The organism is Pseudomonas sp. RIT411 (genome assembly GCF_003057735.2).
Taxonomy (GTDB): Bacteria; Pseudomonadota; Gammaproteobacteria; order Pseudomonadales; family Pseudomonadaceae; genus Chryseomonas; species Chryseomonas oryzihabitans.
The window spans coordinates 357,746-370,907 of record NZ_QBIZ02000001.1; the positions used below are offsets into that span (position 1 = coordinate 357,746).

Annotated in this window: 15 protein-coding genes; 3 read left to right on the forward strand and 12 right to left on the reverse strand. The window is 67.5% G+C overall.

Annotated features, from left to right (window positions below):
* The first annotated feature begins 10 nt into the window (after positions 1 to 10).
* Positions 11 to 532, forward strand: coding sequence for a cupin domain-containing protein (locus DBY63_RS01635; RefSeq protein ID WP_108581119.1), 522 nt, complete (start codon positions 11 to 13; stop codon positions 530 to 532).
* Positions 533 to 893: 361 nt separating this feature from the next.
* Here DBY63_RS01635 and aroQ read toward each other — a convergent pair whose 3' ends face one another.
* The 6 genes from aroQ to DBY63_RS01665 are packed head-to-tail and all read right to left on the reverse strand — an operon-like array spanning position 894 to position 5,202.
* Entirely contained in the window at positions 894 to 1,340 is a 447-nt protein-coding gene (gene aroQ / locus DBY63_RS01640) for a type II 3-dehydroquinate dehydratase (RefSeq protein WP_027599901.1), read from the reverse strand.
* Between the two features lie 8 nt (positions 1,341 to 1,348).
* Positions 1,349 to 2,167, reverse strand: a complete 819-nt coding sequence (gene aroE, locus DBY63_RS01645; protein ID WP_044340775.1) for a shikimate dehydrogenase — start codon at positions 2,165 to 2,167, stop codon at positions 1,349 to 1,351.
* A complete protein-coding gene (locus DBY63_RS01650; RefSeq protein ID WP_108581120.1) occupies positions 2,164 to 3,396 on the reverse strand; it encodes a CaiB/BaiF CoA-transferase family protein in 1,233 nt (410 codons plus the stop codon). Before DBY63_RS01650 ends, aroE begins: the two co-directional genes overlap by 4 nt.
* Complete coding sequence (locus DBY63_RS01655; RefSeq protein ID WP_027601849.1) at positions 3,393 to 3,851, reverse strand: MaoC family dehydratase; 459 nt, start codon at positions 3,849 to 3,851, stop codon at positions 3,393 to 3,395. Before DBY63_RS01655 ends, DBY63_RS01650 begins: the two co-directional genes overlap by 4 nt.
* Before the next feature lie 8 nt (positions 3,852 to 3,859).
* Complete coding sequence (locus DBY63_RS01660; RefSeq protein WP_044340777.1) at positions 3,860 to 4,255, reverse strand: VOC family protein; 396 nt, start codon at positions 4,253 to 4,255, stop codon at positions 3,860 to 3,862.
* Positions 4,252 to 5,202 (reverse strand): 2-dehydropantoate 2-reductase, encoded by a 951-nt coding sequence (locus tag DBY63_RS01665; RefSeq protein ID WP_108581121.1) that lies wholly within the window; start codon positions 5,200 to 5,202, stop codon positions 4,252 to 4,254. The genes DBY63_RS01660 and DBY63_RS01665 overlap by 4 nt, the downstream gene beginning before the upstream one ends.
* Positions 5,203 to 5,293: 91 nt before the next feature.
* Between DBY63_RS01665 and DBY63_RS01670 the strand changes: the two genes are divergently transcribed.
* The gene (locus DBY63_RS01670) at positions 5,294 to 6,202 is read left to right on the forward strand and encodes a LysR family transcriptional regulator (RefSeq protein ID WP_108581122.1); all 909 of its coding nucleotides are present in this window, start codon (positions 5,294 to 5,296) and stop codon (positions 6,200 to 6,202) included.
* A 66-nt stretch (positions 6,203 to 6,268) separates the two neighbouring features.
* Here the strand turns inward: DBY63_RS01670 and DBY63_RS01675 are convergent, their stop codons facing one another.
* The 4 genes from DBY63_RS01675 to DBY63_RS01685 form a co-directional block, all read right to left on the reverse strand.
* Positions 6,269 to 6,715 carry an Hsp20 family protein gene (locus DBY63_RS01675; RefSeq protein ID WP_007160292.1) on the reverse strand — a complete coding sequence of 149 codons (447 nt, stop codon included), beginning with the start codon at positions 6,713 to 6,715 and terminating at the stop codon, positions 6,269 to 6,271.
* A gap of 130 nt (positions 6,716 to 6,845) precedes the next feature.
* Entirely contained in the window at positions 6,846 to 7,004 is a 159-nt protein-coding gene (locus tag DBY63_RS24950; protein ID WP_007160293.1) for a hypothetical protein, read from the reverse strand.
* Positions 7,001 to 7,585, reverse strand: coding sequence for an alpha-ketoglutarate-dependent dioxygenase AlkB (locus DBY63_RS01680; protein WP_042133312.1), 585 nt, complete (start codon positions 7,583 to 7,585; stop codon positions 7,001 to 7,003). Before DBY63_RS01680 ends, DBY63_RS24950 begins: the two co-directional genes overlap by 4 nt.
* A gap of 2 nt (positions 7,586 to 7,587) precedes the next feature.
* The gene (locus tag DBY63_RS01685) at positions 7,588 to 7,845 is read right to left on the reverse strand and encodes a hypothetical protein (protein WP_108581123.1); all 258 of its coding nucleotides are present in this window, start codon (positions 7,843 to 7,845) and stop codon (positions 7,588 to 7,590) included.
* 105 nt (positions 7,846 to 7,950) lie between these two features.
* On the opposite strand from DBY63_RS01685, the gene rapA reads away from it, so the two are divergent.
* Positions 7,951 to 10,785 carry an RNA polymerase-associated protein RapA gene (gene rapA, locus DBY63_RS01690; protein WP_108581124.1) on the forward strand — a complete coding sequence of 945 codons (2,835 nt, stop codon included), beginning with the start codon at positions 7,951 to 7,953 and terminating at the stop codon, positions 10,783 to 10,785.
* A 740-nt stretch (positions 10,786 to 11,525) separates the two neighbouring features.
* Here rapA and dhbA read toward each other — a convergent pair.
* Together dhbA and DBY63_RS01700 are read right to left on the reverse strand one after the other, a co-directional pair.
* On the reverse strand, positions 11,526 to 12,281 hold the full coding sequence (gene dhbA, locus DBY63_RS01695) for a 2,3-dihydro-2,3-dihydroxybenzoate dehydrogenase (protein ID WP_058791613.1): 756 nt from the start codon (positions 12,279 to 12,281) through the stop codon (positions 11,526 to 11,528).
* A gap of 11 nt (positions 12,282 to 12,292) precedes the next feature.
* Positions 12,293 to 13,156, reverse strand: a complete 864-nt coding sequence (locus tag DBY63_RS01700) for an isochorismatase family protein (RefSeq protein WP_108581125.1) — start codon at positions 13,154 to 13,156, stop codon at positions 12,293 to 12,295.
* Positions 13,157 to 13,162: the final 6 nt, after the last annotated feature.

Below are 13,162 nucleotides of genomic sequence, written 5' to 3' on the forward strand. Positions count from 1 at the left end.
GCAGCACCCCATGCAATCCCGGAAAGATTTCGAAAAGATCGTCCACTGGTCCCAGCTCCAGGCGCCCGACGGCCCCGGCTATGCCGACAGTGACGAGCGCTTTTCCCTGGGTGCCGCCTTCGGCCGCCACTTCGGCTTCGCCCGCCTGGGCATCCACCACGAATGGCTGCCACCCGGTCGCCGCACCTCGCGGCCCCATGCCGAGGCCACCGAAGACGAATTCATCTATGTGATCTCGGGCCACCCCACCGCCTGGATCGACGGTCACCTCCAGCGCCTCAAGCCGGGCGACGGGGTGGGTTTCAAGGCGGGGGATGGCGTCGCCCACACCTTCATCAACGAGACCGACGAGCCGGTGGAGTTGCTGGTAGTGGGCGACACCAGCCGGGCGGACAACCGCCTGCACTATCCGCTGCATCCGGAATACACCGCCGGTCTGGGGGACAAGCAGTGGCAGGACTGTCCCAAGCGGGAACTGGGGCCGCATACGGGTGAGGCGATATCGCGCAAAAAGGACGACGAGTGCCCTTGAATCCGTTGCGACTCCCCGCCTCCATCCGCGCCAACGCGGGACTTCTCAACCAGTTGCAATTGGCGCCCGATACCTGCCTCGGCTATAGCGAGCATCAGCTTGAGTCTCATGCCGAGAGAAGCGGTGCCTCCCTACCCTGCTTTATCGCGGCCATGGGCCTCTCCTACAGTGTAGGAGCGGCCCATGGCCGCGATAGCCTGCACACGGCTCCTTATCCTACTGTTGGGCTGCGGCGATGGAGCTGCCACAACCCCACAGGGCCTCAGCCAACACCTTGGTGCGAGGAAAACGCTGCGCGGTTTTCCACCCTACGCGGGATCTGTGGGAGCGCTCCCTTTTCCTCGGGGTGGGGGTCGGCGGCTCAGGCCCTACGCGCCTGGGCCGCGCTCACCGCCGCGCGCAGTGCCAGCAGGTAGCTGTCCACGCCGAAGCCGGCGATCTGCCCCAGCACGATCTCGGCGAACACCGAGTGATGGCGAAAGCTCTCCCGCGCATGGATGTTGGACATGTGCAATTCCACCACCGGGACGGTAAGGATCGCCAGGGCGTCGCGGATGCCGTAGCTGTAGTGGGTCCAGGCGCCGGCGTTGATCAGCACCCCGTCGACGCCCTCCTCGTAGCCCTGGTGGATGCGCTCCACCATCGCCCCTTCGTGGTTGCTCTGGAAGGACTCTATTTCCACCCCCAATTCCGCACCGAGGGCCGCCAGCCTGGCGTCGATCTCGGCCAGGGTCACGGTGCCGTACTGCACCGGATCGCGCTTGCCGAACATGTTGTGGTTGATACCGTGCAGCATCAGGATCTTCATGGGATCGCTCATGTCAGGGGAAGGGTCAGCCGGTCGATGACCGGCCGGGTCTCGGGGCGCACACCGCGCCACCAGGCGAAGGCTTCGGCCGCCTGCTCCACCAGCATGCCCACGCCGTCGGCCAGTTGCGCCACGCCCTGTTCCTTAGCCAGGCGCAGGAAGGGCGTCAGCCCCTTGCCATAGGCCAGTTCGTAGGCCAGCGCCGCCTGGGCAAAGACGTCGGCCGGGACCGGTGGCAGCTCACCGACCAGGCTGGCCGAGGTGGCGTTGATCACCAGGTCGAATCTCTGCCCTTGCAGGGCCTCGTAGCTGCTTACGCTCAGCAGCGGATGCCCGATCTCTTGGGCGAGCCCGGCGGCCTTCTGCCTATCGCGATTGACCATCACCAGCGCCGCCGGCCCGGCCGCGAGGAAGGGCAACAGCGCCCCCCGTACCGCGCCACCGGCGCCCAGCAGCAGCACACTCTTGCCGGCCAGCGGCTGGCCGAGGTTGACCTCGATGTCGCGCAGCAGGCCGATGCCGTCGAAGTTCTCCGCCAGCACCCGCTCCCCCTCGAACTTCAGCGCATTGGCCGCCTTGGCCAGGCGCGCCCTTTCGCTGGGCTCGGTGGCCAGCTGGAAGGCCTGCAGCTTGAAGGGCGCCGTGACATTCATGCCCCGCCCGCCCTGGGCGCGAAAGCGCGCCACGTCACCGGCAAAATCCTCCAGCGAGCCTTCGATGGCACCGTACTCCAGGTCCTGGCCGCTGGTCGCGGCGAACAGCCCATGGATGAGGGGGGACTTGGTGTGATTGATCGGGCGGCCGATCACCGCGTAGTGGTCGGTCATGCCGGCATCTCCTGGGTGAAGAGCACGCCGTCGGTCTGCAGCTGGGCGATCTCGTCCGCGCTGTAGCCCAGGCTCCGGGCCACGGCGGCGTTGTGCTCACCGAGATCCGGCGCCACCTGCTGGATGGTGGTGTCGCAGTCGGAAAAGCGGAATGGCAGATTGGGCATGCGCAGGGTGCCGAAGCGTGGGTGCTGCTGCTCCTGGATCATGCCGCGGGCCTTGATCTGCGGATCCTCGATCACCTCGTCGATGCGCTGCACCTTGGCGCAGGGCACGTCGATCTCGTCGAGCAGCGCCAGCAGCCGGGCGACCGGATTGGCCGCCACCCAGGCCTTGACGATGGGCAGGATAACTTCGCGATGGGCATTGCGGCCGGTGGAGGTGTGGAAGCGCAGGTCGCTGCCGAAACCCGGCTGGCCCGCGTCCTGTTCGACCAGGGCGGCGAAGCGCTTCCAGGAGTCGTCCACCTGGGCGGCGATCACCAGGTCGCCGTCCTGGGCGCGGAAGACACCATAGAGGGTCGAGGTGGGCATGTCGTGACCGGTCTGCTGCGGCAGGATCTCGCCGCCGGACAGGGTGTAGCACTGCACGGCGTACTCGTGCATGGACACCAGGGTGTCATACAGCGCCATGTCGATGTGCTGGCCGCGGCCGCTGGTGACCCGGCCGAGCAGCGCCGCGTTGATGGCGGCCACCGCGTGGGCGCCGGTGTACATGTCGCCCAGGGAGATGCGCAGCAATGGTGGAGCCTCGCCCGGCGTGCCGACCATCTGCATGATGCCGCTCTTGGCCTCGGCGATCAGGCCGAAGCCGGCGCGATGGGCGTCGGGCCCGGTGTGGCCGTAGGCGGAAATCGAGCAGTACACCAGTCGCGGATTGCGCGCGGACAACTCCTGATAACCCAGGCCGAGCCTGTCCAGGGCGCCGGGCCGGTAGTTCTCGATGAAGACGTCGGCACTGTCGCAGAGCTGCTGCATGAAGGCCTTGCCGCGCGGGTCCTTCATGTTGACGCTGACGCCCTGCTTGCCCATGTTGAGTTGCAGGAAGTAGCCGCTCTGCTGGTCGTCGAGGACGAAGGCGTGCTGGCGCCCGGCATCGCCGCTGCCGGGACGTTCCACCTTGATGACCTCGGCGCCCAGCGCCGCCAGGCAGCGCCCCACGTAGGGGCCGGCAAGGAAGTGGCTGTAGTCGATGACCCTCAGGCCTTGCAGCGGCAGTGGCTGACTCATAGGGCGCCCTCCCGCCGCGGCACCATCAGGCGGTGCTCGCCGCGCTGGACCACCTCGCCCTTCTGGTTGATCAGCTCGGACGGCAGCACCACGATGCCCCAGCCCGGCTTGCTCTTGCTCGGACGCATGGACCCGACGCGCATTTTCACGTGCAATTCGTCGCCGACGCGGATCGGCAGGAGGAAGTCCCAGGTCCAGCCCAGCGACATCCCCGGCAGGAAGCGATAGTCGCACTGGGTCTTGAGACCGTCGGCGATGGACAGCCCCATCAGGCCATGGGCGACCAGGCCGCCGAAGTGGCTGGCATTGGCATAGGCCTCGTCGACGTGGACCGGGGTGTGGTCACCGGTCAGGTCGGCATAGGCCAGGATGCGTTCCTTGGTGACCAGGTAGCTCGGGGTGATCGCCTCGTCGCCTTCGCGGGCGTCCTCGAAATATTTTTCTTGTACGGTCATGGTCGCTGTCACTCGGTTTGACGGGCGTTGACGGCCAGGGCGTCGTGCACGGCGCGGGCCGGCACGGCCTGGATGAATTCCAGCGCCAGGCCATCGGGCAGCCGCAGCCAGTTGTAGCCCTGGGGCAGTTGCTCCACACCCTCGAAACGCCGGGCGGCGGCCAGGGCGGCGTCGAGGTCCTCGCACATCAGCCCCAGGTGGCCCAGGCGCCCCTCGGGGCCGGCGAAATCCGGCTTGCTCATGAATTGCATACCGCCCAGGGTCCAGTACTGGGTGGGCTGCTCGACCGTGCCCTGCACCTCGCGCAGGGTCATGCCGAACACCTCGTGGAAGAAGCGGATATGCCAGTGGATGTCTTTCACCCAGATGGCCACGTGTTCCAGGTAGGCCTTGGGAATGCTCATGATGTGGCGTCCTCTTTTTGTCGATCGGCCAGGGCGCGCTCGATGCCCTTGATGCAGGCGACCAGCGTGGCGTTGACCGGGGTCGGTACGCGGTACTGCTGGCCGAGCCGCACCACCGCGCCGTTGATGAAGTCGATTTCGGTGATGGAGCCCCTCTGCAGGCTCTGCAGCATGGAGGTCTTGAACGACGGCGCCAGCCCTTCGCGGGCCAGTTGCCAGGCGGCATCCGGTTCCTGCAGCCCCAGCTCGACCCCGGCGGCGCGGGCCACCGCGATGGCCTCGGCGACCGCCTGCAAGGCGGTGTCGCGCAAGAGCGGCTCGCTATAGAGCTGGCCGTAGGTGAGCTGGGTGATGCCGGTGAGGGCCCCGGTGGCGACGTTGACCTGCAGCTTGTCCCACAGGGTGCCGCGGATGTTGGCGCTGACCGTGGTGGCGAGGCCCGCGCCGGCAAAGGACTCGGCGACCGCTTGCACCCGCGGGGTGAGCTGGCCGTCGAGTTCGCCGATGAGGGTCTGCTTGCCGGCCACCCCGCTGCGGATCCGCCCCGGGCCGAGCAGCACCCCGCCGACATAGGTCTTGCCGGCGATCACCCGCTCCGGGCCGACGATCTCGGCCAGCAGCTCTTCGTGGCCGAGGCCGTTCTGCAGCGACAGCACCAGGGTCTCGGGACCGACCAGCGCCAGCGCCTGGCGCATGGCCTCGGCCGTGGCGAAGGACTTGACCAGCACCACCACCAGGTCGACCACCCCGACCGTCTCGGCGCTCATCGCCGCCCGTACATGGACCCGGCGACGGCCATTGGCGGTCTCGATGTCCAGGCCGTCACGGGCGACCGCCGCGATATGGGCATTGGGCCGATTGAGCAGCCAGGCTTCGTGCCCCGCCTCGCTCAGCCAGGCGCCAAAGGTGCTGCCCAGGGCGCCGGCCCCGAGGATGCAGATTTTCATGGATCGGGCTCCTTGTTTTCGCCCTACCCTAGGCCCGCGTCTGCTATTGAGCTATACAAAGAGTCCAATTCGCCCATCAGGAATGCTGATAATGCTGCCGACGGACGGCCTGCCCGAACCCAAGCTGCTGATGCTGTTCGAGGTGCTCTATCGCACCGGCAGCGTGACCCGGGCCGCCGAACAGCTGGGTCAGAGCCAGCCCACCATCAGCCTCTGGCTGGGCAAGTTGCGCCAGCAGCTGCGCGATCCGCTGTTCGTGCGCACGCCTGGCGGCATGAAGCCCACGCCCCAGGCCGAGGCCCTGATCACCCCCTGTCGTGAGGTGCTCGAGTCCCTGCGCCGGCTGGTGGCCTGGGAAGTCGCCTTCGAGCCCGCCACCGCCCAGCGGCTGTTTCGCCTCTGCCTGAGCGATGCCAGCCACATCACCCTGCTGCCGCGGATCCTGGCGCAGTTGCGCAAGGTGGCGCCCGGGGTGCGGCTGGAGATCGCGCGGATCGACGGCAACACCGAGCAGGCCCTGGAGATCGGCGAGGCGGATCTGGCGATCGGCTTCATTCCCTGGCTGGGCGGCAGCCTCTATCAGCAATTGCTGTTTCCCCAGGATTGGGTCTGCCTGGTCAGCGCCCGCCATCCGCGCCTCGGCGAGCAGCTGACGGCCACGGCCTATGCCGAGGAGGGCCACGTGCTGGTCAGTGCCGGCACCGGGCAGAAGCTGCTGGAAGCGGGCCTGGTCAGCGCCGGGGTGCAGCGCCGCATCGTGCTGGAGCTACCGGGCTTTCTGGGCGTCGGCGCGGTGGTCGGCACCTCGGACCTCATCGTCACCCTGCCGCGGCATATCGGCACCACCCTGGCGGAGACCTATGGCCTCAGGGTCCACGAATGCCCGGTACCGATCGAAGGCTTCGCGGTCAGGCAGCACTGGCACGCGCGCTATCACCAGGACGCCGGCAACCGCTGGTTGCGCGGGGTGCTGCTGGAGCTCTTCGGTCAGGGCCGCTAGCGCCGGGGCCGCAAACGAAAAAGCCCCAGCACGGGGCTGGGGCTTTTGGGCAGGACGCCTGGACGATCAGTTGTCCAGAGCCGGGCGCTGGCCGGCGATGGCGATGCGCTTGGGCTTGGCTTCTTCCGGGATCACGCGCACCAGTTCGATGCTCAGCAGGCCGTGCTTGAGATCGGCACCCTTCACCTCGATATGGTCGGCGAGACGGAAGGACAGCTTGAAGGCGCGCTGGGCGATGCCCTGATGCAGGAAGGTCACGCTCTCGGCGCTGTTTTCGCGCCGGCCACCCTTGACGGTGAGCACGCCACGCTCGACTTCGATCTCCAGGTCATCTTCCTGGAGGCCGGCGGCGGCGATCACGATGCGATACTGGTCGTCACCGTGCTTCTCGACGTTGTAGGGCGGATAGGAGCTGCCAGCGTCGTTGCGCAGAGCGGATTCGAACAGGTCGTTGAACCGGTCGAAGCCGACGGAATGACGGAACAGCGGGGCCAGGGACAGTACGTTGCTCATGGTGAATCTCCTGATAGGTTCAGCAAGTTTCGGTGTTGCCTGCGGGACCCGACTTCGGCATCCCGCATGAACCTAGATAGGAATCCCCCACAAAATTTCAAGGGCGAATCCCGACGAACGGTAGTGCCCGCTATTTCTTCTTCGGCTTGCGCTTTTTCTTCTTGGCGGCGGTCAGCGGCAGCGCCTGCTCGAAGGCCGAGCGCACCTCCTGCAGCCGACGCTCCTTGAGGTCGTGGATGCGCTTGCCGCGCTCGGTGGTGAAGTCGATGAGATTGCTGTCGTCGCTCATGTCGCTATCCGGCGAAAGGTGAGATTCAGCCGCAACCCGCTGGCTTTGCGGGTCTTGGCGATCTGGTGCTGCCAATGATGCTGGGTCGCGCCGGCCATGACCAGCAGGCTGCCGTGACCCAGTTCCAGGGAATGGCCGATTCGGCTGGTGCCTTTGCGGCGGAAGTCGAAGCGCCGGGCGGCGCCCAGGTTGAGCGAGGCGATCAGCGGATTGGTGCCGAGACTGGCCTCGTCGTCGCTGTGCCAGCCCATGGAATCCTGGCCGTCGCGGTAACGGTTGAGCAGCACGCCATTGAAGGCCTGGCCGCAGGCCGCCTCGACGGCTTCACGGATGAGTTGCAACAGCGGCGTCCAGGGCAAGGCGGCGTGATCCAGGCCGGCGTAGCCGTAGACCACCCCGGGGTCGGCATACCAGGCGACCTGTCGCGGCACCGGGTGCCAGCGGCCAAACACCCGCACCTGCGGCTGGCTCCAGGGGGTTTCGGCGTCCAGCTGCTGCAGCCAGGCATCGGCTCGTTCCGGGGATAGCCAGTGCGGGTGGAAGGCCAGCTCGGCGTCGTCCAGCTCCAGGCGCTCGAGCATGGCTAGACCCGCAGATCCACCTGGGCGCCCACCTGCTCCGGCTCTTCCAGGGCCTGGGCACGTTCGGCGCCGAGGCCCTGGCGCAGGGCTTCGCGCTGCCGGCGGCGGCGGCGCGCCTCGCGATCCAGGGTCGCTTCGTCCTCCAGCGGGGCGTGCGCCGTTTCGGCAGGTGCCGTCACCGGCGCGACCACGGGGCGCACGGGCGCCGAATCCAGCTGGTTGGGTGGGGTCACGCCCAGGGGCGGAACGATGGGGATCATGACGGGGACCTCGAATTCGCGGACTGCGGCAAAGAGCGCGTTAGGCTTCTGACTCCGCTTTCGCTAAAATAGCCGGCTTTTTGATAGCTGGGGAGAAGCTTCCACATGGCGTCACATCAACCGGGACAACGCTGGATCAGTGACAGTGAGGCCGAACTGGGCCTGGGAACCATCCTGGCCCTGGACGGCCGCCTGCTCACGGTGCTCTATCCAGCCACCGGTGAGACGCGCCAGTATGCCCAGCGCAACGCCCCGCTGACCCGGGTGCGCTTCGCCCCGGGCGACGAGGTGACCCATTTCGAGGGCTGGAAGCTCACCGTGCGCGAGGTCTCCGAAGAGGACGGCCTGCTGACGTACCACGGCTTCACCGCCGAGCGCGAGGCACGCAGCGTGCCCGAGGCCCAGCTGTCGAACTTCATCCAGTTCCGCCTGGCCAGCGACCGCCTGTTCGCCGGGCAGATCGATCCCCTGCCCTGGTTCGGTCTGCGCTATCACACCCACGAGCACCGCAACCGCCTCCTGCAGTCCAGCCTCTGGGGCCTTGGCGGTACCCGCGCCCAGCCGATCCCGCACCAGCTGCACATCGCCCGCAGCGTGGCCGACCGGGTCGCGCCGCGCGTCCTGCTGGCCGACGAAGTGGGCCTGGGCAAGACCATCGAAGCCGGCCTGGTGATCCATCGCCAGCTGCTCAGCGGTCGCGCCAGCCGCGTGCTGATCCTGGTCCCGGAAAATCTCCAGCACCAGTGGCTGGTGGAGATGCGCCGCCGCTTCAACCTGGAAGTGGCGCTGTTCGACGCCGAGCGCTTCATGGCCAGCGAAGAGGGCAACCCCTTCGAGGACGCCCAGCTCGCCCTGGTCTCCCTGGACTGGCTGGTGCGCGACGAAAAGGCCCAGGATGCCGCCTTCGCCGCCGGCTGGGACCTGCTGGTGGTCGATGAAGCCCACCACCTGGTCTGGCACCCCGAGGGCGCCAGCCGCGAATACAGCCTGGTCGAGCAACTGGGCGAGGTCATCCCCGGCGTGCTGCTGCTGACCGCGACCCCCGAGCAACTGGGCCAGGACAGCCACTTCGCCCGCCTGCGCCTGCTCGATCCCAGCCGCTTCCACGACTTCGCCGCCTTCCAGCAGGAGTCCCAGCACTATCGCCCGGTGGCCGAAGCCGTGCAGGAACTGCTCGACGCCGGCGCCCTCAGCCCGGCCGCCCAGGACGCCATCGGCGGTTTCCTCGGCCAGGAAGGCGAGACCCTGCTGAACGCTGCCGCCGCCGGCGATGCCGAGGCCCGCGCGCGCCTGGTGCGCGAGCTGCTGGATCGCCACGGCACCGGCCGCGTGCTGTTCCGCAACACCCGCGCCGCGGTCAAGGGTTTCCCCGAGCGCGAGCTGCACGCCCACGCCCTGCCCTTCCCGGATGCCTACCTGGACGAGGGCGTCATGCCCGGCCAGTCGCTGCAGCCGGAAACCGAATTCGCCCCGGAAGACGACAACGACCGCTGGTGGCGCCACGACGGCCGCGTCGAGTGGCTGATCGACACCCTCAAGGCGCTCAAGCCGCACAAGGTGCTGGTCATCTGCGCGCGCATGGAAACCGCCCTGGACCTGGAAGACGCCCTGCGCCTGAAGTCCGGCATCCCGGCCACGGTGTTCCACGAGGGCATGAGCATCCTCGAGCGCGACCGCGCCGCCGCCTACTTCGCCGACGAGGAATTCGGCGCCCAGGTGCTGATCTGCTCCGAGATCGGCAGTGAAGGCCGCAACTTCCAGTTCGCCCACCACCTGGTGCTGTTCGACCTGCCGGCCCACCCGGACCTGCTGGAGCAGCGCATCGGCCGTCTCGACCGGATCGGCCAGCGCCACACCATCCAGTTGCACGTGCCCTACCTCGAAGGCAGCCGCCAGGAGCGTCAGTTCCAGTGGTACCACCAGGCGCTGAACGCCTTCCTGGCCACCTCGCCGACCGGCAGCGCCCTGCAGGCGCGCTTCGCCAGCGAGCTCGACGAGCAGCTGGCCGGTGGCGACGACGCCACCTGGCAGGCCTTGCTGGAACAGGGCGCCCAGGCGCGCGCTGCCCTGGAAGCCGAGCTGCACAATGGCCGTGACCGCCTGCTGGAACTCAACTCCTCCGGCGCCGGTGCCGGCGAGCAACTGGTCGAGGACATCCTCGAGCAGGACGACCAATTCGCCCTGCCGATGTACATGGAAGAGCTGTTCAACGCCTTCGGCATCGACAGCGAAGATCATTCCGACAACGCCCTGATCCTCAAGCCCAGCGAGAAGATGCTCGACGCAGGCTTCCCCCTGGGCGACGACGAAGGCGTGACCATCACCTACGACCGCAACGTGGCCCTGGTCCGCGAAGACATGCAATTCCTGACCTGGGAGCATCCCATGGCCCAGGGCGGCATGGACCTGGTGCTGTCGGGCTCCATGGGCAACACCGCCGTGGCGCTGATCAAGAACAAGGCGCTCAAGCCGGGCACCGTGCTGCTGGAGCTGATCTACATTAGCGAGGCGGTGGCGCCACGTGCCCTGCAACTGGGTCGCTACCTGCCGCCCCTGGCGATCCGCTGCCTGCTGGACGCCAACGGCAACGACCTGGCCGCCCGGGTGGCCTTCGAGACCCTCAACGATCAGCTGGAAAGCGTGCCGCGCACCAGTGCCAACAAGTTCGTCCAGGCCCAGCGCGACTCCCTGGCCAAGCTGATCGGCGGCGGCGAAGGCAAGGCCCTGCCCCGTCACGAGGAGCGCGTGGCCAAGGCCCGCCAGGACTACCTGTCGGGGATGGACGAAGAGATCGCCCGCCTGGAAGCCCTACGCGCGGTCAATTCCAGCGTCCGCCAGGACGAGATCGACCGCCTGCGCCAGCAGCGCGAAGAAGGCCTGACCTACCTGGACAAGGCCTCGCTGCGCCTGGAAGCGATCCGGGTGCTGGTGGCGGGTTAAAGAGCGTTTATGCCGGGGAGTTGGTTGAAAAGCCCCCGGCGACTTCAATCGCGGCCATGGCGGTCCGCCGATGCGGCCGCTCCTACAGGTTGAGCACAGACTGTAGGAGCGGCCCATGGCCGCGATGCGTTTCATGACAATACCCTGGGCTTCGCTATCACTCAGACCAACCTGACTACTCTCCCGCCGCCAGCGGTCGAGCCCCGGTTCACCGTCGTATCTTTGAGTCCGTAGCGTGGAAAACGGCGCAGCCTTTTCCGCATGACTCCCTAGCGAGGAGAGCCCTCACCCCAACCCTCTCCCGAGGGGAGAGGGGGCTATCCGAGCAGGCGTTCAGGATTTTCCGCCCCGGCAAGCTCGGATCGGTCGCGAGGCAAGCCGTAGGTTGGGTTTAGACAGCCCCATCGTCGAAGCCCAACAGGCGGGGGCGAACCCATCGCGTTGGGCTTCGCTGGCGCTCAACCCAACCTACGGCACCGCTCGGCCACGTAGCGTGGAAAACGGCGCAGCCTTTTCCACTGGGCTCCCTAGCGAGGGGCGCCCTCACCCCAACCCTCTCCCGAGGGGAGAGGGGGCTATCCGAGCAGGCGTTCAGCTTCTTCTGCCCCGGCAAGCCCGGGATCGGTCGCGAGGCAAGCCGTAGGTTGGGTTGAGACAGCCCCATCGTCGAAGCCCAACAGGCGGAGTCGAACCCGCCGTGTTGGGCTTCGCTGGCGCTCAACCCAACCGACGAAAACCTCTCACGCCGCCAGGGTCGCGCCGCCGTCCACCACGATGTCCTGCATGGTGATATGGCTGGCTAGGTCCGAGGCGAGGAACAGCACGGTGTTGGCGATCTCGTCGGGCTGGGCGATCTTGCGCAGCGGGATGCCCAGCTTGAAGTCTTCCGGTAGGCCGTCCACCAGGCGTTGATAACCCTCGGGCGAGCCGAGCATGCCGGCCAGCATGGGGGTCGCCGTGGAGCCCGGCGAGACCACGTTGCAGCGCACGCCCGACCCGGCCAGCTCCAGGGCCACGCAGTGGCTCAGGGACACCAGCGCCGCCTTGGAGGTGCAGTAGCCGGCCATCTGCAGGCGCGGCACATGGGCGGCGTTGGAGGCGATGTTGACGATGGCGCCCCGGCCCTGGGCCTTGAACAGCGGCACCAGCTGGCGGAACAGGTAGAAGGGTCCAGAGACGTTGACGTCCAGCAGCGCCTGCCAGTCGTCCAGGCTCAGGCTGTCGCTGGTGCCCAGGCGCAGCACGCCGGCGCCATTGACCAGCACGTCCAGGCGGCGCTCTTCCGCCAGCAGCGCCTGGCAGACGTCCTCCACCTGGGCCGCGTCGGCGACGTCCAGCAGCTGGGTGCGGAACGGATAGCTGCCCTCGGCGAATTGCCGGTCGAGGCCGATCACCTCGGCGCCCGCCGCCTGGAAGCGCCGCGCTACCTGCAGCCCGATGCCCTGCCCTGCGCCGGTCACCCAGACGCGCTTGCCGGTGAAATCCAGTTGCGTCATCAGCAGATTCCTCAGGCGCGCGCGCGCAGCAGGTCCAGCCAGCCCTGCAGGGTCGGCTGGGCGGCGAGATCGGCGAAGGTCACCGGCAGACCGCGCTTCTGCCACTCGCCCACCAGGGTCATGACCTGCACCGAGTCCAGGCCGAAATCGGTGAGGTTATCGTCCAGCGCCGGTGCTTCATCATCGGCGTCCAGCAGCGGCTGGACCTGGGCGCGCAGCCAGACTTCATCGAGCACAGCCGCACCCGCGCCGGTGATCTGGGCGGTGCTCAGGGTGCTGCCGCAACGGGTGGCCACGTAGCGCAGCGCCATGCGGTGCTCTTCTTCGCTGAAGTCGGCCACGGCGTCGCCGATCAGGAAGGCCTGGATATCTCTCATGAAGGCATCGGTGCAGGTGGTCAGGCAGCCGATATGGGCATAGACGCCGCAGACGATCAGCTGATCGCGCCGCCATTCGGTCATCAGGTCCTGCAGGTTGGAACGGTGGAAGGCGCTGTAGCGCCACTTGGTCAGCACCACGTCGTCAGCCTTGGGCGCCAGCGCGTCCACCACCTGCTGCAGCGCGGGATCGGCCTGGGTCAGGCCCGGGCCCCACATGTCGTTGAGCAGGGCGCGATCGGCCGGCGGCTGGTCGGTGGGCTGGGCGGTATAGACCACCGGCACGCCCTGGGCATCGGCCCAGGCGCGCAGGGCGGCGATGTTGGCCACCACCTGATCGATCAGCGGGCTGTTGTCGCCATAGAACTCGACGAAATAGCGCTGCATGTCGTGGATCAGCAGCACGGCGCGATCGGCCACGGGCGTCCAGTCCACCTTGTTGGCGGGAAAGCCGTCGGGCTGGGGCAAGGGATAGGAGGCAAGACGGGGAATAGCCATGGGAAA